24 protein-coding genes are annotated in these 21,694 nt (G+C 66.8%); 19 read left to right on the plus strand and 5 right to left on the minus strand.

Translation table 11 applies throughout. The features are described from left to right. Positions 1-2: 2 nt before the first annotated feature. From ssuC to ACEOAB_RS13320, 12 genes are all read left to right on the plus strand, one after another. A complete protein-coding gene (gene ssuC, locus ACEOAB_RS13265; RefSeq protein ID WP_413747521.1) occupies positions 3-848 on the plus strand; it encodes an aliphatic sulfonate ABC transporter permease SsuC in 846 nt (281 codons plus the stop codon). A 10-nt stretch (positions 849-858) separates the two neighbouring features. Continuing rightward, positions 859-1,830: an aliphatic sulfonate ABC transporter substrate-binding protein gene (locus tag ACEOAB_RS13270; protein WP_413747522.1), complete on the plus strand. Its 972-nt coding sequence runs from the start codon at positions 859-861 to the stop codon at positions 1,828-1,830. A gap of 3 nt (positions 1,831-1,833) precedes the next feature. Continuing rightward, complete coding sequence (locus tag ACEOAB_RS13275) at positions 1,834-2,664, plus strand: ATP-binding cassette domain-containing protein (protein ID WP_413747523.1); 831 nt, start codon at positions 1,834-1,836, stop codon at positions 2,662-2,664. A 41-nt stretch (positions 2,665-2,705) separates the two neighbouring features. Then, positions 2,706-3,995, plus strand: a complete 1,290-nt coding sequence (locus ACEOAB_RS13280) for an O-acetylhomoserine aminocarboxypropyltransferase/cysteine synthase family protein (protein WP_413747524.1) — start codon at positions 2,706-2,708, stop codon at positions 3,993-3,995. Positions 3,996-4,013: 18 nt separating this feature from the next. Continuing rightward, complete coding sequence (locus ACEOAB_RS13285; protein ID WP_413747525.1) at positions 4,014-4,610, plus strand: malonic semialdehyde reductase; 597 nt, start codon at positions 4,014-4,016, stop codon at positions 4,608-4,610. Between the two features lie 59 nt (positions 4,611-4,669). After that, positions 4,670-4,885, plus strand: coding sequence for a TOBE domain-containing protein (locus ACEOAB_RS13290; protein WP_007829250.1), 216 nt, complete (start codon positions 4,670-4,672; stop codon positions 4,883-4,885). Between the two features lie 168 nt (positions 4,886-5,053). Then, positions 5,054-6,007 carry a TauD/TfdA dioxygenase family protein gene (locus tag ACEOAB_RS13295; RefSeq protein ID WP_495653775.1) on the plus strand — a complete coding sequence of 318 codons (954 nt, stop codon included), beginning with the start codon at positions 5,054-5,056 and terminating at the stop codon, positions 6,005-6,007. A gap of 127 nt (positions 6,008-6,134) precedes the next feature. Beyond that, positions 6,135-6,614, plus strand: coding sequence for a rhodanese-like domain-containing protein (locus ACEOAB_RS13300; protein WP_495653776.1), 480 nt, complete (start codon positions 6,135-6,137; stop codon positions 6,612-6,614). 35 nt (positions 6,615-6,649) lie between these two features. After that, the gene (epsC, locus tag ACEOAB_RS13305) at positions 6,650-7,561 is read left to right on the plus strand and encodes a serine O-acetyltransferase EpsC (RefSeq protein WP_495653777.1); all 912 of its coding nucleotides are present in this window, start codon (positions 6,650-6,652) and stop codon (positions 7,559-7,561) included. Further along, positions 7,558-7,827, plus strand: a complete 270-nt coding sequence (locus tag ACEOAB_RS13310; protein ID WP_007829247.1) for a helix-turn-helix domain-containing protein — start codon at positions 7,558-7,560, stop codon at positions 7,825-7,827. The genes epsC and ACEOAB_RS13310 overlap by 4 nt, the downstream gene beginning before the upstream one ends. Before the next feature lie 62 nt (positions 7,828-7,889). Then, positions 7,890-8,822, plus strand: coding sequence for a family 2A encapsulin nanocompartment shell protein (locus ACEOAB_RS13315; protein WP_056598965.1), 933 nt, complete (start codon positions 7,890-7,892; stop codon positions 8,820-8,822). 75 nt (positions 8,823-8,897) lie between these two features. After that, positions 8,898-10,748 carry a family 2A encapsulin nanocompartment cargo protein cysteine desulfurase gene (locus tag ACEOAB_RS13320; RefSeq protein ID WP_413747567.1) on the plus strand — a complete coding sequence of 617 codons (1,851 nt, stop codon included), beginning with the start codon at positions 8,898-8,900 and terminating at the stop codon, positions 10,746-10,748. Between the two features lie 7 nt (positions 10,749-10,755). On the opposite strand, the gene ACEOAB_RS13325 is transcribed toward ACEOAB_RS13320, so the two are convergent. After that, positions 10,756-11,757, minus strand: coding sequence for an alpha/beta hydrolase family protein (locus tag ACEOAB_RS13325; protein ID WP_413747529.1), 1,002 nt, complete (start codon positions 11,755-11,757; stop codon positions 10,756-10,758). A 30-nt stretch (positions 11,758-11,787) separates the two neighbouring features. Then, positions 11,788-12,630 (minus strand): AraC family transcriptional regulator, encoded by an 843-nt coding sequence (locus ACEOAB_RS13330; RefSeq protein WP_056598959.1) that lies wholly within the window; start codon positions 12,628-12,630, stop codon positions 11,788-11,790. Positions 12,631-12,737: 107 nt separating this feature from the next. Between ACEOAB_RS13330 and ACEOAB_RS13335 the strand changes: the two genes are divergently transcribed. Next, the gene (locus tag ACEOAB_RS13335) at positions 12,738-14,099 is read left to right on the plus strand and encodes an NAD(P)/FAD-dependent oxidoreductase (RefSeq protein WP_413747530.1); all 1,362 of its coding nucleotides are present in this window, start codon (positions 12,738-12,740) and stop codon (positions 14,097-14,099) included. Here ACEOAB_RS13335 and ACEOAB_RS13340 read toward each other — a convergent pair. Together ACEOAB_RS13340 and panE are read right to left on the minus strand one after the other, a co-directional pair. Beyond that, a complete protein-coding gene (locus ACEOAB_RS13340; RefSeq protein ID WP_413747531.1) occupies positions 14,086-14,748 on the minus strand; it encodes an Asp/Glu/hydantoin racemase in 663 nt (220 codons plus the stop codon). The genes ACEOAB_RS13335 and ACEOAB_RS13340 overlap by 14 nt on opposite strands. 4 nt (positions 14,749-14,752) lie before the next feature. After that, positions 14,753-15,688 carry a 2-dehydropantoate 2-reductase gene (gene panE, locus ACEOAB_RS13345; protein WP_413747532.1) on the minus strand — a complete coding sequence of 312 codons (936 nt, stop codon included), beginning with the start codon at positions 15,686-15,688 and terminating at the stop codon, positions 14,753-14,755. 307 nt (positions 15,689-15,995) lie between these two features. Here panE and ACEOAB_RS13350 point away from each other — a divergent pair, with 307 nt between their 5' ends. Continuing rightward, positions 15,996-16,550 carry an NADPH-dependent FMN reductase gene (locus ACEOAB_RS13350; RefSeq protein WP_056598947.1) on the plus strand — a complete coding sequence of 185 codons (555 nt, stop codon included), beginning with the start codon at positions 15,996-15,998 and terminating at the stop codon, positions 16,548-16,550. 72 nt (positions 16,551-16,622) lie between these two features. Here ACEOAB_RS13350 and ACEOAB_RS13355 read toward each other — a convergent pair whose 3' ends face one another. Continuing rightward, positions 16,623-17,270 (minus strand): FMN-dependent NADH-azoreductase, encoded by a 648-nt coding sequence (locus ACEOAB_RS13355; protein WP_413747533.1) that lies wholly within the window; start codon positions 17,268-17,270, stop codon positions 16,623-16,625. Positions 17,271-17,406: 136 nt separating this feature from the next. On the opposite strand from ACEOAB_RS13355, the gene ACEOAB_RS13360 reads away from it, so the two are divergent. The 5 genes from ACEOAB_RS13360 (at position 17,407) to cysT (ending at position 21,693) form a co-directional block, all read left to right on the plus strand. Continuing rightward, complete coding sequence (locus tag ACEOAB_RS13360) at positions 17,407-18,321, plus strand: LysR family transcriptional regulator (protein WP_413747534.1); 915 nt, start codon at positions 17,407-17,409, stop codon at positions 18,319-18,321. A 115-nt stretch (positions 18,322-18,436) separates the two neighbouring features. Further along, the gene (locus ACEOAB_RS13365; protein WP_413747535.1) at positions 18,437-19,078 is read left to right on the plus strand and encodes a peroxiredoxin; all 642 of its coding nucleotides are present in this window, start codon (positions 18,437-18,439) and stop codon (positions 19,076-19,078) included. Positions 19,079-19,217: 139 nt separating this feature from the next. After that, positions 19,218-19,793, plus strand: coding sequence for an RBBP9/YdeN family alpha/beta hydrolase (locus ACEOAB_RS13370; RefSeq protein ID WP_413747536.1), 576 nt, complete (start codon positions 19,218-19,220; stop codon positions 19,791-19,793). Continuing rightward, entirely contained in the window at positions 19,790-20,806 is a 1,017-nt protein-coding gene (locus tag ACEOAB_RS13375) for a sulfate ABC transporter substrate-binding protein (protein WP_413747537.1), read from the plus strand. The genes ACEOAB_RS13370 and ACEOAB_RS13375 overlap by 4 nt, the downstream gene beginning before the upstream one ends. Next, positions 20,806-21,693, plus strand: coding sequence for a sulfate ABC transporter permease subunit CysT (gene cysT / locus ACEOAB_RS13380; RefSeq protein WP_413747538.1), 888 nt, complete (start codon positions 20,806-20,808; stop codon positions 21,691-21,693). The genes ACEOAB_RS13375 and cysT overlap by 1 nt, the downstream gene beginning before the upstream one ends. Position 21,694: the final 1 nt, after the last annotated feature.

The following is a 21,694-nucleotide window of genomic DNA, read 5'->3' on the forward strand; positions in this document are numbered from 1 at the left end:
CCATGACCGAACAAGTTCAGGATCTGCCGGCGATCGCGCTCACCGAAAGCGAAGGCAATGCATTCAAGGCCTTCGCCGTCAACGTCGCGAAGCGGCTGGTGCCGTGGCTCGTGCCCGTCGGGCTCATCGTGTTCTGGCAGATCGCGTCGTCGCTGGGCTGGCTCAGCACCCGCGTGCTGCCGGCGCCGGTCGACGTGGTCAAGGCCGCGTGGACGCTCACGGCCTCGGGCGAGCTATGGACACACGTGAAGGTCAGCGCGGGCCGCGCGCTCGCGGGGCTCGCCATCGGCGGCGGGGCAGGGCTTGTGCTGGGCCTGCTGACGGGCTCCGTGAAATTCGCCGAGACGCTGCTCGATTCCACCATCCAGATGGTGCGCAACATTCCGGCGCTGGCGCTGATCCCGCTGGTGATCCTGTGGTTCGGCATCGACGAATCGGCCAAGCTGTTCCTGATCTCGGTGTCGGTGTTCTTCCCGATCTATCTCAACACCTTCCACGGCATCCGCAACGTCGATCCGCAGCTGATCGAGATGGGCCGCACCTATGGCCTGTCGCGCTGGCAGCTGTACCGCGAGGTGATCCTGCCGGGGGCGCTGTCGTCGATCCTGGTGGGCCTGCGTTTCTCGCTTGGCCTGATGTGGGTGATCCTGATCGTGGCCGAGACCATCTCGGCGCAGGCCGGCATCGGCTACCTCACGATGAACGCCCGCGAGTTTCTGCAGACCGACATCGTGCTGGTGGGCATCCTGCTGTACGCGCTGCTCGGCAAGCTGGCCGACCTGTTCGCGCGCGGGCTGGAGCAATGGTGGCTGCGCTGGCACCCTGGCTACCAGAAGAAGGCGAAGTGAGGGCTGGGGCATGACGCATTCGTCCATCATCTCCCGACGCGCGGCCATCGCCACGCTGGGCGCAATGGGGGCCAGCACAGTGTTTGCACAGGGCGCGGCCGCGCGGCCGGTCATCGTGCGGCTCGGCTACCAGAAGTCGTCGACGTTGATCGCCGTGCTCAAGGCACAGGGCGCGCTCGAGAAGCAGCTCGAGCCGCTCAACGCCGCGCTGAGCTGGCACGAGTTCACCAGCGGCCTGCCGCTGCTCGAAGCGCTGAACCTCGACAACCTCGATATCAGCGCCGACGTGGCCGACACCGTGCCCGTGTTCGCGCAGGCGGCAGGCGCCGACCTGACCTTCATTGCGCAGGAAGCGCCGTCGCCCGCCGCGCAGGCCATCGTCGTGCGTGAAGATTCGCCGCTCAAGATAGTGGCCGACCTGAAGGGCAAGAAGGTCGGTTTTGCCAAGGCGGCCGGTGCGCACTACCTGCTGATCGCCGCGCTCGACAAGGCCGGTCTGTCGTTCAAGGACATCGAGCCTGCCTACCTCACGCCTGCCGACGGCCGCGCAGCCTTCGAGAAGGGCGCGATCGACGCCTGGGTGGTGTGGGACCCGTTCCTCGCCGCCGCGCAGCGCCAGTCGAAGGTGCGCGTGCTGGCCGACGGCACGGGCATCGCGTCGTACCAGCGCTACTACCTGGCGCGCACCAGGTTCGCGAAGGCGCGACCCGATGTGCTGCGCGTGGTCTATGCCGAACTGGAGAAGACCGGCCGGTGGGTCAAGCAGAACCCGAAGGAGGCGGCCGCATTGCTGTCCCCGGTGTGGGGCCTCGACGCCGCGACCATCGAACAGGCCAACGCCCGCCGCAGCTACGCGGTGCGCCCGGTGGCGCCCGAGGGCCTGGTCGAACAGCAGCGCATCGCCGACGCCTTTCTCGCCGAAAAGCTGCTGCCCCGAAAAATCGATGCGCTGAATGTGGCGCTGTTCAAGCCTGGAGCCTGACCCATGAGTGCCGTTCTGAAAGACATCCAACCCCAGGCCATCGCCGGCGGCGTGCGCCTCGAAGCGCGCGGCCTGCACAAGCGCTATGGCGCGCGCGAAGTGCTGCGCAACACCCGGCTGACCATCGAGCCGGGCCAGTTCATCGCCATCGTCGGGCGCAGCGGCTGCGGCAAGAGCACGCTGCTGCGGCTCGTCGCGGGGCTCGAGGCGCCGAGCGCCGGCGGTCTCTACACCGATGGCAACGCCGTGCACGGCCTGCACGACGACACCCGCATCATGTTCCAGGAGGCGCGCCTGCTGCCTTGGCGCCGCGTGCTCGACAACGTGACGCTGGGCCTGTCGAACGATGCGATGGCGCGCGGCAAGGAAGTGCTGGCGCAAGTCGGGCTGGCCGACCGCGAGAACGAATGGCCTGCACGCCTGTCGGGCGGGCAGCGCCAGCGTGTGGCATTGGCGCGCGCGCTGGTGCACCACCCGCGGCTGCTGCTGCTCGACGAGCCACTGGGCGCGCTGGATGCGTTGACGCGCATCGAGATGCACCGCCTCATCGAGAACCTGTGGCAGCGCCACCGCTTCACCGCGCTGCTGGTGACGCACGACGTGCAGGAAGCCGTTGCGCTGGCCGATCGCGTGATCCTGATCGAAGACGGCCGCATCGCACTCGACGAGAACATCGCGCTGGCCCGCCCGCGTTCGCAGGGCGATCCGGCCTTTGCGGCGATTGAAAAACGAATCCTCGACCGGGTGCTGCAGAAGTCCGCAGAGACCGAAGCCGAGAGTACCGACGCCAGCTGGCTCGCAACCCCGGCGCACGCCCTGCGCTGGGCGATCTGAGCTTCTTCATTCACCCATCCGCCAATTTGAAAGGCAGTCGCATGTCGCAGAACTGGAAATTCGAAACCCTGTCGGTGCACGCCGGCTATTCGCCCGAGCCGACCACCCGCGCCGTGGCGCCGCCGATCTACCAGACGGTGGCCTACGCCTTCGACAGCGCGCAGCACGGCGCCGACCTGTTCGACCTGAAGGTGCCGGGCAACATCTACACCCGCATCAACAACCCGACGCAGGATGTGCTTGAGCAGCGCGTGGCCGCGCTCGAAGGCGGCATCGCGGCGCTCGCGCTGGCCTCGGGCCAGGCGGCCGTGACCTATGCAATCCAGACCATCGCGGAGGCTGGCGACAACATCATCAGCAGCACCGCGCTGTATGGCGGCACCTACAACCTGTTCGCCCACACGCTGCCGCAGTTCGGCATCACCACGCGTTTCGCGGACCACCGCGATCCGTCGAGTTTCGAGAAGCTGTTCGACGAGAAGACCAAGGCTGTGTTCGTCGAATCGTTGGGCAACCCGGCCGGCAACGTGACCGACATCGCGGCCATCGCCGAGATCGCGCACCGCCACGGCGTGCCGCTGATCGTCGACAACACGGTGCCGTCACCGTACCTGAGCCGGCCCATCGAGCACGGCGCCGATATCGTGGTGCATTCGCTCACCAAGTACCTGGGCGGCCATGGCACCAGCATCGGCGGCGCCATCGTCGATTCGGGCAAGTTCCCGTGGGCGGAGCACAAGCAGCGCTTCAGGCGCCTGAACGAACCCGACGTGAGCTATCACGGCGTGGTCTACACCGAGGCGCTGGGCGCGGCCGCCTACATCGGCCGCGCGCGCGTGGTGCCGCTGCGCAACACGGGCGCGGCCATCTCGCCGTTCAACGCCTTCCTGATCCTGCAGGGCATCGAGACGCTCGCGCTGCGCATGGACCGCATCAGCAGCAATGCGCTGGCGGTGGCGCAGCACCTGGAACGGAGCAAGGCCGTCAACTGGGTGAACTACGCGGCGCTCGAAGACCACGCCGACTACGCGCTGGCGAAGAAGTACTTCGGCGGCCGTTCCAGCGGCGTGCTGACCTTCGGCATCGGCGCCGGTCGTGAGGGTGGGGCGAAGTTCCTCGATGCGCTGAAGCTTTTCACGCGCCTCGTGAACATCGGCGACGTGCGCTCGCTGGCCACGCACCCCGCTTCGACCACGCACCGGCAGTTGTCGCCCGAAGAGCTTGCCAAGGCCGGCGTCACGGAGGACACGGTGCGCCTGTCGGTCGGCATCGAGCACATCGACGACCTGATCGCCGACCTCGACCAGGCGCTGGCCGCGGCATCGAACTGAAAGTTTTCTCCTGAAGCCATGACCACACTGCAAGCCATTCCCGAAGCCGCGCTGGACCAGCTGTTCCGCAAGGCCCGCACCGTGCACGCGTTCAAGCCCGTGCCCGTGACCGACGAGCTGATTCACAAGCTCTACGACCTCCTGAAGTGGGGGCCGACCGCCTACAACGCCCAGCCTGCGCGCTATGTCTTCGTGCGCAGCGCCGAGGCCAAGGAGAAGCTCAAGCCGGCCGTGTCCGCGGGCAACACCGCGCAGACGCTCGCGGCCGGCGTGACGGTGATCGTGGCGCACGACACGCGCTTCTACGAGCACCTGCCGAGCCTGTTTCCGGCCTACGACGCCAAGCCTTTCTTCGAGAAGAGCGCCGAGGCCGCGCAGGCTACGGCCTTTCGCAACAGCAGCCTGCAGGGCGCCTACCTGATCCTGGCGGCGCGCTCGCTCGGGCTCGACGTGGGGCCGCAGTCGGGCTTCAATGCCGACCTGGTCGACAAGGCCTTCTTTCCCGACGGGCGCTACCGAGCCAACTTCCTCGTCAACCTCGGCGTGGCCGACCACTCCGGCACCTTCGAGCGCGGGCCGCGGCTGGCCTTCGACGACGTGGCCGAGATCGTTTGAACCGATCCCTCTCTCCCTTCACCCATCCGTCCTTCCTTCATCCTGAAAGAGAAACCATCATGTCCATTCAAGCCATCAACGTGCGCAACCAGTTCAAGGGCAAGGTCCGCGAGATCATCCGCGGCGACGTCGTCTCCGAAGTCGATGTCGAGACCGCCTGGGGCATCGTCACCTCGGTCATCACCACCCGCTCGGTCGACGAGCTGCAGCTGAAGGTGGGCTCCGACGTGGTCGCGCTCGTGAAGTCGACCGAGGTTTCGATCGCGAAGCTCTGACGGACCCTCGGGCATCTGCGACGACCCGGCGCCGCTTTGGCGCCGGGTTTTTTCGTTTCCGGGGGCGCCCCTCTTAGTCGGCCCGCGCATTAGGAACTGCAAACAGCTTCCTTCCACCCCCACCAGGTGCCTCGCAGAATCTTCCGGAACCCCGAAAAAGGACCTCCGATGAGCGCCATTCTTTCTTCCACAACCCCTGCGCAAGCCGCACAGGCCCCCGAACTCGACATCGTCCGCCAGGCCGGCCACATCGGCGCCGAAGTGCGCGGCGTGCGCCTCTCCGGCACGCTACAGCCGGAAGTATTCGGCGCCATCAAGGCCGCATTGCTCAAACACAAGGTGCTCTTCTTCCGCGGCCAACACCATCTGGACGACACGCAACAGGAGGCCTTCGGCCGCCTGTGGGGCGAACTGGTGCCGCACCCGACCGTGCCTTCGAGGGACGGCACGCGGCTGCTGGAACTCGACTCGCGCCATGGCGGCCGTGCCAATTCGTGGCACACGGACGTGACCTTCGAGGTCGCGTATCCGCAGGTGTCGATCCTGCGGGCCGTGGTGATCCCGGCTTATGGCGGCGATACCGTCTGGGCCAACACAGTGGCGGCATACGAGAGCCTGCCCGACGACTTAAAGGCGCTGGCGGACCGGCTGCGCGCCATCCACGGCAACGACTACGACTACGCAGCGGCGCGCTCGCCCGGCGACCTCGACGAGGAGGGCACCAGGCGCTACAGGGAGGTCTTCACGTGCCGCCTGCTCGAAGCCGAGCACCCGGTGGTGCGCGTTCACCCCGAGACGGGTGAGCGCAGCCTGGTGCTGGGCCATTTTGCGAAGAAGCTCGTCGGCCATTCGACGAACGACTCGGGCCACCTGCTGAGCGTGCTGCAGAGCCACGTGCATCGCCTGGAGAACACGGTGCGCTGGCGCTGGACGCAGGGCGACGTGGCGATTTGGGACAACCGGGCCACGCAGCACTATGCGATCAACGACTACGGTGACCAGCACCGCGTGGTGCGGCGGGTGACGGTTGCGGGCGACGTGCCGTTCGGCGTGGATGGCGCGAGGAGCGTGGATCGGACCGCGCCGGCCGTGCGCGCCGCCACCGCGGGCGCCGCTGCCTGACACGCGTCTATACAACGTCTGGTTGTTAGGAACCGACTTTTCGGTTGTTTGAGCTTCCGCCTAGGGCTCCTACAGTGGTGGCCATCGCCATCAAGGCGAATCCAACGCACAACAGGAGCCGCACAGCATGTCAGTGGAAGTTGAAGAACTCGTCTTGCCCGAAGCACTGGAACAGGCGCGCGCCAAGGCCACCAAAAGCAATTTACCTTACGCCGGCGGCGTGGCGCCGCCGGGGGCCTGGGAGTTGGTGCAGAAGGGCTTGGCCGTGCTGGTCGACGTGCGCTCGGGCGAAGAACGCAAGTTCGTCGGCCATGTGCCCGATAGCCTGCACGTGGCGTGGGCAACCGGCACGGCGCTCACGCGCAATCCCCGCTTCGTGCGCGAACTCGAAGCCAGGCTTGCGAAGGACGGCGGCAAGGAGACCGTGGCGCTGCTGTTGTGCCGCAGCGGCAAGCGGTCCGCGCTGGCGGCCGAGGCCGCTGCCAAGGCGGGTTTCACGCAGGTGTTCAACGTGCTCGAAGGCTTCGAGGGCGAGATCGATGCGCAGCAGCACCGCGGCGGCTCCGACGGTTGGCGCTTCCACGGCCTGCCGTGGGTACAGGACTGAGCGGCACCAGGCACATCTTCCAGGGAGAAACACACATGGCCCATTTCGAAGTGAGCGATATCGTGCGTGCGCTGCACAGCGTGCGCGACGAGTGGCGCGACTCGCAGCGCCGCTCGCGCGAGCCTGGCGCACGCGAGTTTCCGTCGCGCGATGCGCTTGCGCAGACCGTCGAGTCGCTGAAAGGCGCGCTCTTTCCGATGCGGCTGGGCCCGCCGGACCTGCGCCACGAGAGCGAAGACTTCTACGTCGGCCACACGCTCGATGCTGCCCTGCAGGCGCTGCTGGCGCAGGCACGGCTTGAACTCAACTACAACTCGCGCCACGAGCCGCGCCCCGCGAGCGAGGTCGACGACATCGCCACCGAGGCCGTGCGCCGGTTCGCGAACGCGCTGCCCGGACTGCGCCGCCTGCTCGACAGCGACGTGCTCGCGGCCTACCAGGGCGACCCGGCCGCGCGCAGCGTCGACGAGGTGCTGCTTTGTTACCCCGGCGCGCTCGCGATGATCCACCATCGCCTTGCGCACGAGCTCTACAAGCTCGGCCTGCCGCTGCTGGCACGCGTCGTGGCCGAGTTGGCGCACGGGCAGACGGGCATCGACATCCACCCTGGCGCGCAGATCGACGCGGGCTTCTTCATCGACCATGGCACGGGCGTGGTGATCGGCGAGACGGCGGTCATCGGCAAGCGCGTGCGGCTGTACCAGGCCGTGACGCTCGGTGCCAAGCGCTTTCCGATCGACACCGAGGGCAACCTGCAGAAGGGGCTGCCGCGGCATCCGGTGGTGGAAGACGACGTGGTCATCTACGCGGGCGCAACCATCCTCGGCCGCGTCACGCTTGGCAAGGGCGCGGTCATCGGCGGCAACGTCTGGATCACCGACGACGTGAAACCGGGCGCGAGCGTCACGCAGGCCAGCCTGCAGAACGCACCGAAGGGTGGCGCATGAAAGCATTCGTCGAAGACTTCGGCGTGACCATCCGCCAGCTGCGCGAAGGCGAGGGCTGGTCGCAGGAGGAGCTGGCCGAGCGCTCCGATCTGAATCGCTCCTACGTGGGCGAGATCGAACGCGGCCGCGTCATCCCGTCGATCGTTACCGCGCAGAAGCTGGCCACCGCGCTCGGCATCAACATGGTCGGCCTGCTCATGCGCTGCGAGCAGTTGGAGCAATCGCGTCTTGCGCGAAGGATCAACTTGGCGGCTATAGCCTGTTGAGGGAAAACCCGTGGCCACCGGACACTGGCGGCCACTTTTTTCTCAACACGGAGCCTTGATTCATGAGCGCAACAGTCGGTGGTATCACCGCCCTTGGCGACAACGCCGCACGCCAGCTGGCCAATGCCACAAAGACAGTCCCCCAGCTCGAAACCATCAGCCCGCGCTGGCTGACGCACCTGCTGCAATGGGTGCCGGTGGAGGCCGGCATCTACCGCGTGAACAAGGTCAAGAACCCCGAATCGATCAAGGTCACCTGCACCTCGCGCGAAGAAGAAAACCAGCTGCCGCGCACCTTCGTCGACTACGAAGAAAGCCCGCGCGAGCACTACCTCAATGCCGTGAGCACCGTGCTCGACGTGCACACCCGCATCTCCGACCTCTACAGCAGCCCGCACGACCAGATCAAAGAGCAGCTGCGCCTCACGATCGAGACGATCAAGGAGAACCAGGAGAGCGAGCTCATCAACAACCCCGACTACGGCCTGCTGGCGCAAGTGACGGAAGAGCAGCGCATCTTCCCGCTGACCGGTGCACCTACGCCTGATGACCTCGACGAGCTGTTGACCAAGGTGTGGAAAGAGCCGGCATTCTTCCTGACGCACCCGCTGGCCATCGCCGCTTTCGGGCGCGAAGCCACGCGCCGCGGCACGCCGCCGCCGACTGTGAGCCTGTTCGGTTCGCAGTTCATCACCTGGCGCGGCATTCCGCTGATTCCGTCGAACAAGGTGCCGGTGGCCGACGGCAAGAGCAAGATCCTGCTGCTGCGCGTGGGCGACAAGCGCCAGGGCGTGGTGGGCCTGTTCCAGCCGGGTCTATCGGGCGAGCAGGGCCCGGGGCTGTCGGTGCGCTTCATGGGCATCAACAACCACGCGATCGCGTCTTACCTGATCTCGCTGTACTGCTCGCTCGCGGTGCTGACCACCGACGCGCTGGCCGTGCTCGACGACGTCGAGATCGGCAAGTACCACGACTATCCCGACACCTACAAGTAAGCCGCGGTGAGCAGCATTCCATCGATTCCGGGCGAGGCGCCCGAAGCGCCGTTCGACCCGGCCATCCTCGCGCGCATGGCGGGCGCCATGTTCTCCGAGGTTCCGGGCGCGCAGTTTCCCGCCAACGTCGCGCCGCCGGGTTCGCCGCTGGCAAGCCCTGCAGGCTTCGGGCCGAGCGTGCCGGGCACGCCGGTTCCGCAAGGGCAGATTCCGGGCGCCAACTTGCTGCCGGCATCACCCACGCAACTGCCCTCGCTCGCGAACCGCGCGCCCGCCTTGCGGCCGCATGCGGCGGCAGGCAATGGCGTGCCGGACAGCGTGCTGTCGGTGGCGCCGGCGTTCGAGCCGCGCTCGGGCGGTGCGGTGCTGGGCGTGCCGCAGCAGGTGAATGCGGCCGTGGCACCGCAAGCGGCGGCCTCGTCGTTCTACTTTCTGGACAACGGCTACGGCCATCCTTCGGCCGGTGCGACCCCCGTGGTCTTGCCCCCTCTCCCTTTGGGAGAGGGCCGGGGTGAGGGTCTGCGGACGAGTCAGGGCGCGGGGTTGCCCCTCACCCCAACCCTCTCCCCAGAGGGGCGAGGGAGCGAGCCGAGGTTCTACTTCGTCGACGCGGTGCGCCTGCCCAGCGGCTTCGTCACGCCGGCAAAACCCGATCCGCGTGGCCCCGGTGCCGTGCCGCTGGCCGGCAGCGGGCAGCATCCGCCGTTCGACATCCAGGCCGTGCGGCGCGACTTCCCGATCCTTCAGGAGCGGGTGAACGGCAAGCAGATCGTGTGGTTCGACAACGCCGCCACCACGCACAAGCCGCAATCGGTCATCGATCGCATCGCGTACTTCTACGAGCACGAGAACTCGAACATCCACCGCGCGGCGCACGAGTTGGCCGCGCGCGCGACCGACGCCTACGAAGGCGCGCGCGAACGGGTGCGCCGCTTCATCAACGCACCCGAAGTCGAAGAGGTGATCTTCGTGCGCGGCACCACCGAGGCCATCAACCTCGTGGCCAAGAGCTGGGGTGGGCAGCACGTGGGTGAGGGCGACGAGATCATCGTGTCGAACCTCGAACACCACGCCAACATCGTCCCTTGGCAGCAGCTCGCCGCCGCCAAGGGCGCGAAGCTGCGCGTGATCCCGGTGGACGACTCGGGCCAGGTGCTGCTCGACGAATACCGCAAGCTGCTGAACGACCGCACGAAGATCGTGGCAGTCACGCAGGTCTCGAATGCGCTGGGGACCGTGGTACCGGTGAAGGAGATCGTCGAGCTGGCGCATCGCGCGGGCGCGAAGGCGCTGGTCGACGGCGCGCAATCGGTGTCGCACATGCGCGTGGACGTGCAGGACATCGGCGCCGATTTCTTCGTGTTCTCGGGCCACAAGGTGTTCGGCCCCACCGGCATGGGCGTGGTCTGGGGCAAGCGCGAGGTGCTCGAAGACATGCCGCCCTGGCAGGGCGGCGGCAACATGATTGCCGACGTGACCTTCGAGAAGACCGTGTTCCAGCCGATCCCGAACAAGTTCGAGGCCGGCACCGGCAACATCGCCGACGCCGTGGGGCTGGGCGCCGCCATCGACTACGTCAACAAGGTCGGTATCGAGAACATCGCGCGCTACGAACACGACCTGCTGGTGTACGGCATGGCGCAGCTCGGTGCGATTGCAGGTGTGCGGCTGATCGGCACGGCGGCCGACAAGGCGAGCGTGATGTCCTTCGTGCTCGACGGCTACAGCACCGAGGAGGTGGGGCATGCATTGAACGACGAAGGCATTGCGGTGCGCACGGGCCATCACTGTGCGCAACCGATCCTGCGGCGCTTCGGTGTGGAGACGACGGTGCGGCCTTCGCTCGCGTTCTACAACACCTTCGACGAGATCGACCGGCTGGTGGCGGTGGTGCGCCGGCTGGCGTCGCAGCGGCGCGCGGGCTGAAGCCTGCTTAGTGCTGCGGCGCGAGGTGGCGGTTGAAGAAGACCGTCACCTCGGCGTTGAAAGCCTTGTGAAAGGCCGTGCGGTCGAAGCCGGGCGCGTCGCGGCAGATCTCGATCTTGGCGTCCAGTTGCGCCTGCGAGCATGGCGCGAGGAAGCCGAAGTGCTCTGCCTTCTCGGCCACATGCCATTCGGGCGCCACCGACAGGTTGCGGCGGACAGCGGCAACGCTCTCGGGCGTGACGCCGTCGCCGCCGTAGGTGGAAGCCCAGAGCTCGATGGGGATCGCCACGTTCTTCAGACCTTGGGCGTCGAAGAGCATGCTGACCGGGTCGGCGATCACGGCGGCCTTGATGCGGGCGTCGCGCGTCAGCGGCGTGGCGAGCAGTTCCTGGAAGCCCTGCTTCATCCATTCGCACGCCCTGCCCTCGGGCTCCGTTGCGCACGGGGATGAGGGCAGCGGCGGCAGCCGTTCGAAGTCCGGACGCGCTCCCGCGAGCACGAGGCCCGTGTAGCCGCCCCTCGAAAAACCGTAGAAGCCGATCCGGTCGGCCGCGATCCTGCCGTGCGCGGGCCACTTCTGGAGCATGTGGTCGATCAGCCGCTTGATATCGGTGGTCCGCGTCGCCAGCGCGACGATCTTGTCGTCCGGGCCGCCGCGGAGTTGGAAGTTGTCTTGCGAATGGCTGACGGCCGCGACGATGAAGCCCGCGTCGGCCAGCGCCTGTGCCGTGTCGTGATGGCCGAGGAAGGAGCCCCCGTAGCCGTGCGAGATCACGACGAGCGGCAGCCGGGTGCTGCCCGGCGGGAGCGGGCAGTCCCGCACGCCCTGGATCGTGGAGCGGCCCAGTCTGATCTCGCCCGCGGGCGTGGCGCAGGGCGTCCATACGGCGCCCTGCATCGCCGGGCCTTCGCGGCCGCCCGGTATCTCGATGGTGTTGACGCCCGCGGCCTGGGAGAGCGTCGCCGAGAGGCAGAAGACAACGAGGAAGAGGAAGCGAAGAAGGGGCATGGCGAGTCGGTCCTGTATGAAGATCGGATGTCAGCCTGCCGGGCGGATCGGAATCAGCAGGTCAGTGCGCAGTGCGGCCGGGGCGACCTGCCGCGGCGAGTTCAGGTAGTGCTCCAGTGCGGGGCGGTCGTCCGGCTCGTAGCCGCTGTCGGGCAGCCATAGCGTGTAGAGCGCGTGCACGGCTGCATTGATGCGGGTGTAGGGCCCCGCGAGGCTATGCACGGCGTAGAGGCCGCCAGGAATGTCGAGCAGTTCGATCTCCGCATCGTCGACCGGCCAGAGATCGGGCGATGCCGCAGCGGCGTAGTACCGTGCATCCGGGGCGCCGCACGAAATGCCAAGCCAGTGCGATACGGCCCGGCCGGTGGCATGCGCGCGCAGCCGCCGGTGCGTATGGGGAATGGTGGAGAACGGCCCGCGATGGAGCAGCGCATGCACTGGCTGCGCGCGGCGTTCGACGATCCGTACGGGCGGCGGGGCGCCGGTGCCACGGTCTTGGAGCGCGGGAGCCGCATCGAGGATCGCCTGGCGCATCTGCCGCTGGAACTCGCGCGGTGGCTGCCCGGCAAACTGGCCGAAGGCGCGCGTGAAAGCCTGTGGGCTCTCGTAGCCCACCGCCAGCGCCACTTGCGTGATGCTCTCGTCGCTGCGCGTCAGCAAGTGCGTGGCGAGCGCCAGCCGCACGCGCCGCACCGTGGCGGCCACCGTTTCGCCCGCGATGCCGTGGTAGACGCGGTGGAAATGAAAGGGCGAGAAATTCGCGAGGCGCGCCAGGTCTTCGAGACGGTGCTCGGCCATCGGGTCGGCAACGATGGCTGCGACGACACGCGACACACGTTCCCGGTAGTTCTGTTCGACTGGGCGCGAGGGCATGCCCGGAGTGTGCCGCGCTCCGGCGTGCGCCGCTTAGCAGACCTTGCTTTCTTCGGGTGGCCGGCGCGCTATGCTTAACTGTCGTTAACAATGTCGCCCGCCCACGCATGTCCTTGCCCGAAGCTTCTTTTTCTTCCGCGCCCGGAACCGCCGACGAGTCCTGCGACGTGATGGTCGTCGGCGGCGGTCCTGCCGGTTCGACCATCGCGGCGCTGCTGGCCCAACAGGGCCGCAAGGTGGTACTGCTCGAAAAGGCGCACCACCCACGCTTTCACATCGGCGAATCGCTGCTGCCCGCGAACGTCGAATTGTTCGACAAGCTCGGCGTACGCGACCAGGTCGAGAAGATCGGCATGCCCAAGTTCGGCATCGAGTTCGTCTCACCCGAGCACGAGCACCGCAGCTACGTGGACTTTGCCGAAGGGATGGACAAGTCGCTCGACTCCGCTTGGCAGGTGCGCCGTTCGGAACTCGACGAACTGCTGTTCCGCAACGCGGCCACGCGCGGCGCGCAGACGGTCGAAGGCTGCAAGGTGCGCGACGTGGCCTTCGATGCCGACGGCGCCACGGTGCGAGCCGAGATGGACGACGGCGCGCGCCGCAGCTGGCGCGCCCGCTTCGTGGTCGATGCCACCGGCCGCGACACGCTGCTGGCCAACAAATTCCGCTGCAAGGAAAAGAACCCCGACCACAACAGCACCGCGCTGTTCGGCCACTTCACGAACGCCGAGCGGCTGGAGGGCAAGAAGGAAGGCAACATCAGCATCTGCTGGTTTCCGCGCGGCTGGTTCTGGTTCATTCCGCTGGCCGACGGCACCACCAGCGTGGGCGCGGTGTGCTGGCCGTACTACCTGAAGACGCGCGACAAGCCGCTGAAGGAGTTCTTCTACGACACCATCGCGACCTGCCCGGTGCTGGTGGAACGCCTGAAGAACGCCACGCTGGTCGACGATGCGGTGCATGCCACCGGCAATTTCTCGTATTCGAGCTCCCACGCCACGGGCGACCGCTACCTGATGCTCGGCGACGCCTTCACCTTCATCGATCCGATGTTCTCGTCGGGCGTGTACCTCGCGATGCACAGCGCCTTCGACGGCGCGGCGCTCGTTGCGACCGCGCTCGACCGGCCGGGCGAACTGGCGGCGGCGCGCAAGGGCTTCGAGGCCATGATGCGCAAGGGCCCGCGCGAGTACTCGTGGTTCATCTACCGCGTGACCAACCCGACCATCCGCGACATGTTCATGCATCCGGGCAACCCCTTCCGCGTGAAGGAGGGGTTGATGTCGCTGCTGGCCGGCGACATCTACCGCGGCACGCCGATGCGGGGGCCGCTCGGCATGTTCAAGGTTCTGTACTACTTCATCTCGATCACGCACATGCGGCGGACCTGGGAGGGCTGGAAGCGGCATCGCTTCAACATCCGGGACATGGGCATGTTGAAGGGGGAGACGATCCTCAAGTCGGAGTAGCCGCCAGCGCTGCTGCGCGTTCAACGCCCAGGGCGGGGCTGCTGAGTACGTCGATGCCGAGGTCCGCGAGCAGGGCGGCCACGGGGGCCATCGAGGCCTGTGCAAGCACGACGACGTCGGCCCTGCCTGACGCAGCGCGGATCGAACGGGCCAGGGTCTCGATGTAGCGCGCGCCGTCGCCGGCTTCGAAATAGGGCCAGGCCTCTTCGACGAGCAATGCGTCCGGCTGCACCGTGACGCTCGCGTTTTCCGCAGCGCAAAGAATCAAGGCCTTTGTAGGCGCAAGCGTGCTTTCGAGCGCCGCCACGATCAGCACGCGCGGCCCGGTGCGCACAGCGCGGTCGGCCATGGCGCGATCGATGCGCATGGCCTTGAATGCGCCGCTCGAAGCTGTTCGTTCCGCGATGGCGCCGATGGTCGAGCAGGTGCAGACGACGACCGCAGCACCGCCGGATGCGGCCTCTCGCATGGCGTCGTGAACGCGTGTCACGAGCCCCGAGTCATCGAGGCCCACCACGCGCGCATCGGCCAGCAGGTCCTCCCGCACCGAATGCCGCGCGCGCAGGCCGGGCGCGATCTCGCTCACCAGCCGTTCGAAGGTGGGCACATGCACCTGCGCCGTGTGAAGGAACGCCAGTGCGTCGCGCATGGCCTCAGGCGCTCGCCGTGCGGGCGCGTTGCGCTTCGTAGGCCTTGAGGTGGACGTATGCGGTGCGCAGCACCGTCGGCATCGGCGATTTACTTGGGGCCGCGCGGCCCAGCAGGTCGCCGACGATGTGATCGGCCTCGACCGCCGCGCCGCGCACCATGTCCTTGTACATCGACGCCGTCATCGGCGATCCGGCGGCCGTCATGATGGCGCGGCCGCGCTGCACGGCGGCGGGGCGGGGCGCAAAGCCGTTGTGCGCGGCGATGGCGCAGCACTCGTCGAAGATCGACAGCGCCACGTCCTGCCCGCCGGCGCTCACGATGTCGCCGATGGACGCGCGCATCAGGCTCGTGAGGCCTGCTGCCGAAGCGATGAAGACCCACTTCTCCCACATGTCCTGCGAGATGCTCTCGCTGGCCGTGGCGTCGAACTTCGCGCCCGCGAACTGTGCCGCGATGGCATCGACGCGGGCCGAGCGGCCGCCGGCGCGTTCGCCGTAGCTCAGGCCGTGCATGTCGTTGAGGTGCAGCACGTGGCCCTCGTCGTCGAGCGTGGCCGAGATCATGCACAGGCCGCCCAGCACGCGCTCGCTGCCGAAGCGTTCGGCCAAGCGGTCGATGTGGCTCATGCCATTGAGCAGCGGAAGGATCACGGTGTCGGGACCGACCGCCGGCGCGAATGAGTCCATCGTCGAATCGAGGTCGTAGGCCTTGCTGCCGACCACGACCACGTCGTAGGGGCCGTCGATGCCGTCGGCCAGCACATGCCTGGGTGCGGGCAGCTGCAGGTTGCCGAAGGGGCTCTGCACCACCAGCCCGGTTTTCGCGAGCTGTGCCGCGCGACGCGGGCGCAGCAGGAAGGTAACGTCGCGCCCTGCCTCCAGCAGGCGGCCGCCGAAATAACCACCGAGTGCACCGGCACCCACCACCAGAAATCTCATCGCGTGTTGCTCCTGAGCCAAAAGATCGGAAGCGATGATGCCCTCGTTCGCGCGAGGCCGCTTTGCACCGTCGCCTTCTCCAGCAGCCGCTGGCGGGCAAAGGGGCGCATGCAGGCGCGTGCCTTGGGGGCGCAGTTAGAAGAAGAGGACCGGGTCACGGGAGCGTCCTGCGCCTTGATGGGGTTGGCGGAATGCGGTTCAATTCGACGCCGTTCGCCCGGCACCGCATGGGCTTTTCCACGTAAGGTCTTGGGCGCTTCGCATAATCCGTCCGTCATTCCAACCTCTCACACAAGGAGTTTCGTCCATGGCCCAGACCCGGATCGCCGTCGTTGTCGGCAGCCTGCGCAAGGATTCGTACAACCACAAGCTGGCCCTCGCGCTGGCGCACCTCGCGCCCGCGGACTTCACTTTCGAGCACCTGCGCATCGACGACCTGCCGCTGTACAACCAGGACGACGATGGCAACCAGGCGCCGGCGGTGAAGCGCATCAAGACCGAGATCGCGGCGGCTCAGGGCCTGCTGTTTGTCACGCCCGAATACAACCGCTCGGTGCCAGGCGTGCTGAAGAACGCCATCGACCATGCGTCGCGCCCCTATGGCCAGAGCGCCTGGGCGGGCAAGCCGGCCGGCGTGCTCGGCATTTCGGTGGGTGCCATCGGCACCGCGCTGGCGCAGCAGCACCTGCGCAACATCCTGGCCTACCTCGACGTGCCCACGATGGGCACGCCCGAAGTGTTCCTGCAGACCAAGGACGACCTGTTCGACGACAAGGGCCACATCGGCAACGAAGGCTCGAAGAAGTTCCTGCAGAGCTGGATGGACAAGTACGTGGCCTGGGTCAAGAACCACGCAGCCTGATCTGATCTGATCTGCGCAGAACGAAAAAAGCCGCCCACGCCGGGCGGCTCTTTTCATGGTGCGGGAGCGAACTCAGGCCGCGATGGCGGCATCGCGCTGGTTCGCGGCTTCGGCCGTCGCCACCAGGATGTCGGCGCGGGCCGCGGCCAGGGCCTTGCCCTTGGCTTCGTCGCCCATCGCCACGCCTTCGGCGCGCACGAAGCGCACGTCGGTGATGCCGAAGAAGCCGAAGATCACCTTGAGGTAGCTCTCCTGGTGTTCCATCGCTTGGCCGCCTTCGCTGGTCGAATAGACGCCGCCGCGGGTCGAGGCCACGATGACGGTCTTGCCGCTGGCCAGGCCCACGGGGCCCTTGTCGGTGTACTTGAAGGTGCGGCCGATTTGCGCGAGGCGGTCGATCCAGGCCTTCAGCTGGGTCGGGATCGAGAAGTTGTAGAAGGGCGTGCCGATGACGATCACGTCCGAGGCCAGGAACTGGCTCACGAGCTTTTCGGACAGGGCGTTTTCACGCTGTTGCGCTTCGGTGGGCTGTGCTTGCACGCCGGTCTTGATGCCCAGCGCGTCGGCGCTGAAGTGCGAGGGGGTGTCGACGGCCAGGTCGAGGTATTCGACGGCGGTGTCGGGGTGGGCGGCACGCCAGGCGGTCACGACTTCGGCCGAGAGCAGGCGCGAGGTGGAGTTGGTACCGAGGATGCTGGAGTCGATGTGGAGCAGCTTCATGTCAATCAATCACTTTCTGTGTTGGCTGTCGGCGCTCAAGGTGGCCGGCGGATGGGAGAATTCTATTTTTGGATCGAGTGATCGATAAGTAGCCAAAAATCGCCTAGATCGTCCTGTTTGCGGGACAATCGATGCCATGCAAGACCTCAACGACATGGTTTTCTTCGCCGAAGTGGCTGAGCGCGGCGGCTTCGCGGCGGCCAGCCGGGCGCTCGGCATTCCCAAATCGCGCCTGTCTCGCCGCGTGGCGGAACTCGAGGAGCGGCTGGGCGTGCAGCTGATGCAGCGCAGCACCCGGCGGTTGTCGCTCACGCCTGCGGGCGAGACCTTCCTGCGGCATTCGGCTGCCGTGCGGGATGCGGCACAAGCCGCGACGGAAGCGGTGGCGCAGGTGCACACCGAGCCCTGTGGCATGGTCCGCCTGAGTTGCCCGGTCACCATCGCTCACAGCGGACTGGGGCAGTTGTTGCCGCGTTTCATGGAGCGCTATCCGGCCGTGCGGATCGACATGCGGGTCATGAACCGGCCGGTGGACCTGATCGAGGAGGGCATCGACATCGCCTTGCGCGTGCGCCCCGCCATCGAGGACAGTGCGACGCTCGTCGCCAAGGTCCTCGGCACCAGCCGCGCCGTGCTGGTGGCCAAGCCGGAACTGCTGCAGCGCCTGGGGCCGGTGAACACGCCGGCCGACCTCGGGCGGCTCCAGACCGTTGCCATGTCGGCCAGCGGCGAGGGGCGCAGCGAATGGCGGCTCGAAGGCCCCAACGGCGAGATCCACGTGCATGTCCATACACCGCGCTACGTGGCGGACGACCTTGCCATGCTGCAGCTCGCCGCGCTCGAGGGGGTGGGCGCAGCCTTGCTGCCCGACTACATGTGCCGGGCAGACCTGGAGGCCGGCCGGCTCGCGAAGCTGCTGCCCGGATGGGGACCGGCACCGGTCATCGCGCACATGGTTTTTCCGGCGCGGCGCGCGATGGTGCCTGCGATTCGCCGGTTGATCGATTTCCTGGCCGAACATCTGCATGGCGACGAATCCGGCATGTATTAGGCTGCTGAAGCCGCTTCTTATGCGGAAAACGCCATATCCAAACAAGCAGATATTCGTTTGGCATTGAAGCAATGGTTCGCACAATCCGAAGCTCCCATCCATCCCAGGAGCGACCATGGCGACTCTGCGACTCGGCGATACAGCCCCCAATTTCACCCAGGATTCCAGCGAAGGCCCCATCGACTTCTACAAATGGGCCGGCGATTCATGGGTCGTCTTCTTCTCGCACCCGGCCGACTTCACGCCCGTGTGCACCACCGAACTCGGCAAGACCGCGGCGCTGTCGGGCGAGTTCGCCAAGCGCGGCGTGAAGCCCATCGCGCTGAGCGTCGACCCGGCCGACAAGCACAAGGAATGGATCGGCGACATCAACGAGACGCAGAACACCACGGTCAACTTCCCGATCATCGCGGACGCAGACCGCAAGGTGGCCGACCTGTACGACCTGATCCACCCGAACGCCTCGGCCACGGCCACGGTGCGCAGCGTCTACATCATCGACCCGAAGAAGGTCATCCGCACGACCATCACCTACCCGGCCTCGACCGGCCGCAACTTCGACGAGATCCTGCGCGTGATCGACTCGCTGCAACTCACCGACAGCCACAAGGTGGCCACGCCCGTGAACTGGAAGGACGGCGACGACGTGGTCATCATCCCGAGCATCCAGGACCCGGCCGAACTGGCCCAGCGCTTCCCCAAGGGCTTCAAGGCCGTCAAGCCTTACCTGCGCATCACGCCGCAGCCGAACAAGTAAGAGCGGAACAGCAGGCGGTGAAAGCATCGACGCTCCTTCGTGGAACACCGCGGAACCGGCTTTGCCGGGCCGCTGGTGTTGCCCCCGGCGAGGGGGGAGGCGAAGCGACACGAAGTGCGCGAAGCCTGGGGGAGTGCTCATGAACACCCGCGTCATCATCGTGCCAGGTTGGCGCGACTCCGGGCCCGGCCACTGGCAGAGCCTGTGGCAGGAGCGCATTCCCGGCGCGGCGCGGGTGGTGCAGGACGACTGGGCCTCGCCCAAGCGCGATGCGTGGGTGTCGACGCTGGCGAAGCTGGTGCTCGACAGCCCCGGCCCGGTGGTGATCGCGGCACACAGCCTGGGCTGCATCGCCACGGCGCACCTGCCGGCCGAAGCCGCTGCCCGCATCCAGGGCGCGCTGCTGGTGGCACCTGCGGACCCCGAACGCCGCGCCGTGCTGTCCGACTTCGCGCCCGTGCCGTACGCCGCGCTGCCGTACCGCAGCATCGTGGTGGCCAGCAGCAACGACCCCTTTTGCCCCATTCGCCTGGCGGGTGCATATTCGCGCGCCTGGGGCAGCGAGTTCGTGCGCATGCAGAATGCGGGCCACATCAACGTCGACTCGGGGCACGGGGACTGGCCGCTGGGCCTTGCCTTGCTCCAGTCCTTGACCGACGAGCCCGCCGCCTGGCCGGCGGGCCGTGAATTTTCAGAAACCTTGGCAACCACATGACTTCCAGAATCAAGACCTTCGTCGCCGTGCTCGCGCTGGCGTCCTCAGCACTCGCCGGCAGCAGCGCCTTTGCCCAGGGCACGTCGCTGCTGAACGCCTCGTACGACGTGGCCCGCGAGTTCTACAAGGACTACAACGCGGCCTTCGTGGCGCACTACAAGAAGGCCACCGGCAAGGACGTGAAGATCGACCAGTCGCACGGCGGCTCCAGCGCACAGGCCCGTGCGGTGGCTGACGGCCTCGATGCCGACGTGGTGACTATGAACACCACCACCGACATCGACTTCCTCGCCAACACCGGCGTGGTCGCGAAGGACTGGAGCAAGAAATTCCCCGACAACGCATCGCCGACCACGTCGACCATGCTGTTCCTCGTGCGCAACGGCAACCTCAAGGGCATCAAGGACTGGGACGACCTGGTCAAGCCCGGCGTGCAGGTCGTGATCGTCAACCCCAAGACCGGCGGCAATGGCCGCTACGCCTACCTGGCCGCCTGGGGCTACATCAAGAAGAAGGGCGGCACCGACGCGCAGGCGGCGGAGTTCGTCGGCAAGCTGTTCAAGAATGTGCCGGTGCTGGCACGCGGCGGCCGCGACGCGACCACCGCCTTCCTGCAACGCAATATCGGCGATGCGCTGATCACCTTCGAATCGGAAGTGGTGTCCATCGATCGTGAATTCGGCACCGGCAAGGTCGACTCGGTGTACCCGTCGATCAGCATCGTGGCCGAGAACCCGGTGGCCGTGGTGGAACGCACCGTCAACAAGAAGGGCACGGGCGAACTGGCCAAGGCTTACCTCGACTGGCTGTACTCCGATGACGCGCAGGAAATCGCGGCCAAGCATGCGCTTCGCCCGCGCTCGCAGGCTGTGCTCAAGAAGTACGCATCGACCTTCAAGCCGCTGCAGCTGTTCACGGTGCAGGAATTGTTCGGCAGCCTCGGCGAAGCGCAGAAGGTGCACTTCAACGACGGCGGCCAGTTCGACAAGTTGTACACCCCCGGCGGCAGGTAATGAGCGGCGCTGTTTCTTCGGCGCTCCCGTCAGCGGGAGCGCCTTTTTCTCGTGCCAACCGGGCAGGGGGCGCCAAGCGCGTGCTGCCCGGTTTCCACATCACGCTCGGCTTCTCGATTCTTTACCTCAGCCTGATCGTTCTGATCCCGCTGTCGGCGCTGGTCTTCAAGACATTCACGCTGACCTGGGAGCAGTTCTGGGTGGCCGTGACCGCGCCGCGCGTGATGGCCTCGTACCGGCTGACCTTCGGCGCCTCGCTGATCGCGGCTATCGTGAATGTGGTGTTCGGCCTGCTGGTGGCCTGGGTGTTGGTGCGCTACAAGTTCCCAGGCAAGCGCATCGTCGATGCACTGGTCGACCTGCCGTTCGCGCTGCCGACGGCCGTGGCCGGCATCTCGCTGACCGCACTGCTCGCGGGCAATGGCTGGGTCGGGCAACTGCTCGAGCCGCACGGCATCAAGCTGGCGTTCACGCCGGCGGGCATCGTGATCGCGCTGATCTTCATCGGGCTGCCCTTCGTGGTGCGCACGGTGCAGCCGGTGCTCGAAGACACCGAGAAGGAGCTGGAAGAAGCCGCCACCTCGCTGGGTGCGACGCGGCTGCAGACCTTCACCAAGGTGATCTTTCCGTCGATCGCGCCCGCGCTGCTCACGGGCTTTGCCATGGCCTTCGCGCGCGCCATCGGCGAGTACGGCTCTGTGATTTTCATCGCCGGCAACATGCCGATGATCTCGGAGATCACGCCGCTGATCATCATCGGCAAGCTGGAGCAATACGACTATGCGGGCGCCACGGCGGTCGCGCTGGTGATGCTGGTCATTTCGTTCGTGCTGCTGCTGGTCATCAACGGCCTGCAAGCCTGGCAGCGCCGCCGCGCGGGAGCATGAG

This window comes from Variovorax sp. Varisp53, assembly GCF_059491555.1.

Bases quoted from the DNA above. Each gene is read 5' to 3' on its own strand.
- ACEOAB_RS13325 (WP_413747529.1), bottom strand. From the start codon at position 11,757: ATGCCCCTTCTTCGCTTCCTCTTCCTCGTTGTCTTCTGCCTCTCGGCG.
- epsC (WP_495653777.1), top strand. From the start codon at position 6,650: ATGGCCCATTTCGAAGTGAGCGATATCGTGCGTGCGCTGCACAGCGTG.
- ACEOAB_RS13340 (WP_413747531.1), bottom strand. From the start codon at position 14,748: ATGCGCGACGCACTGGCGTTCCTTCACACGGCGCAGGTGCATGTGCCC.
- ACEOAB_RS13335 (WP_413747530.1), top strand. From the start codon at position 12,738: ATGTCCTTGCCCGAAGCTTCTTTTTCTTCCGCGCCCGGAACCGCCGAC.
- ACEOAB_RS13370 (WP_413747536.1), top strand. From the start codon at position 19,218: ATGAACACCCGCGTCATCATCGTGCCAGGTTGGCGCGACTCCGGGCCC.
- ACEOAB_RS13285 (WP_413747525.1), top strand. From the start codon at position 4,014: ATGACCACACTGCAAGCCATTCCCGAAGCCGCGCTGGACCAGCTGTTC.
- ACEOAB_RS13375 (WP_413747537.1), top strand. From the start codon at position 19,790: ATGACTTCCAGAATCAAGACCTTCGTCGCCGTGCTCGCGCTGGCGTCC.
- ACEOAB_RS13300 (WP_495653776.1), top strand. From the start codon at position 6,135: ATGTCAGTGGAAGTTGAAGAACTCGTCTTGCCCGAAGCACTGGAACAG.
- panE (WP_413747532.1), bottom strand. From the start codon at position 15,688: ATGAGATTTCTGGTGGTGGGTGCCGGTGCACTCGGTGGTTATTTCGGC.
- ACEOAB_RS13290 (WP_007829250.1), top strand. From the start codon at position 4,670: ATGTCCATTCAAGCCATCAACGTGCGCAACCAGTTCAAGGGCAAGGTC.
- ACEOAB_RS13355 (WP_413747533.1), bottom strand. From the start codon at position 17,270: ATGAAGCTGCTCCACATCGACTCCAGCATCCTCGGTACCAACTCCACC.
- ACEOAB_RS13280 (WP_413747524.1), top strand. From the start codon at position 2,706: ATGTCGCAGAACTGGAAATTCGAAACCCTGTCGGTGCACGCCGGCTAT.
- ACEOAB_RS13350 (WP_056598947.1), top strand. From the start codon at position 15,996: ATGGCCCAGACCCGGATCGCCGTCGTTGTCGGCAGCCTGCGCAAGGAT.
- ACEOAB_RS13275 (WP_413747523.1), top strand. From the start codon at position 1,834: ATGAGTGCCGTTCTGAAAGACATCCAACCCCAGGCCATCGCCGGCGGC.
- ACEOAB_RS13270 (WP_413747522.1), top strand. From the start codon at position 859: ATGACGCATTCGTCCATCATCTCCCGACGCGCGGCCATCGCCACGCTG.
- ACEOAB_RS13310 (WP_007829247.1), top strand. From the start codon at position 7,558: ATGAAAGCATTCGTCGAAGACTTCGGCGTGACCATCCGCCAGCTGCGC.
- cysT (WP_413747538.1), top strand. From the start codon at position 20,806: ATGAGCGGCGCTGTTTCTTCGGCGCTCCCGTCAGCGGGAGCGCCTTTT.
- ACEOAB_RS13315 (WP_056598965.1), top strand. From the start codon at position 7,890: ATGAGCGCAACAGTCGGTGGTATCACCGCCCTTGGCGACAACGCCGCA.
- ACEOAB_RS13320 (WP_413747567.1), top strand. From the start codon at position 8,898: ATGGCGGGCGCCATGTTCTCCGAGGTTCCGGGCGCGCAGTTTCCCGCC.
- ACEOAB_RS13360 (WP_413747534.1), top strand. From the start codon at position 17,407: ATGCAAGACCTCAACGACATGGTTTTCTTCGCCGAAGTGGCTGAGCGC.
- ACEOAB_RS13330 (WP_056598959.1), bottom strand. From the start codon at position 12,630: ATGCCCTCGCGCCCAGTCGAACAGAACTACCGGGAACGTGTGTCGCGT.
- ACEOAB_RS13295 (WP_495653775.1), top strand. From the start codon at position 5,054: ATGAGCGCCATTCTTTCTTCCACAACCCCTGCGCAAGCCGCACAGGCC.
- ACEOAB_RS13365 (WP_413747535.1), top strand. From the start codon at position 18,437: ATGGCGACTCTGCGACTCGGCGATACAGCCCCCAATTTCACCCAGGAT.
- ssuC (WP_413747521.1), top strand. From the start codon at position 3: ATGACCGAACAAGTTCAGGATCTGCCGGCGATCGCGCTCACCGAAAGC.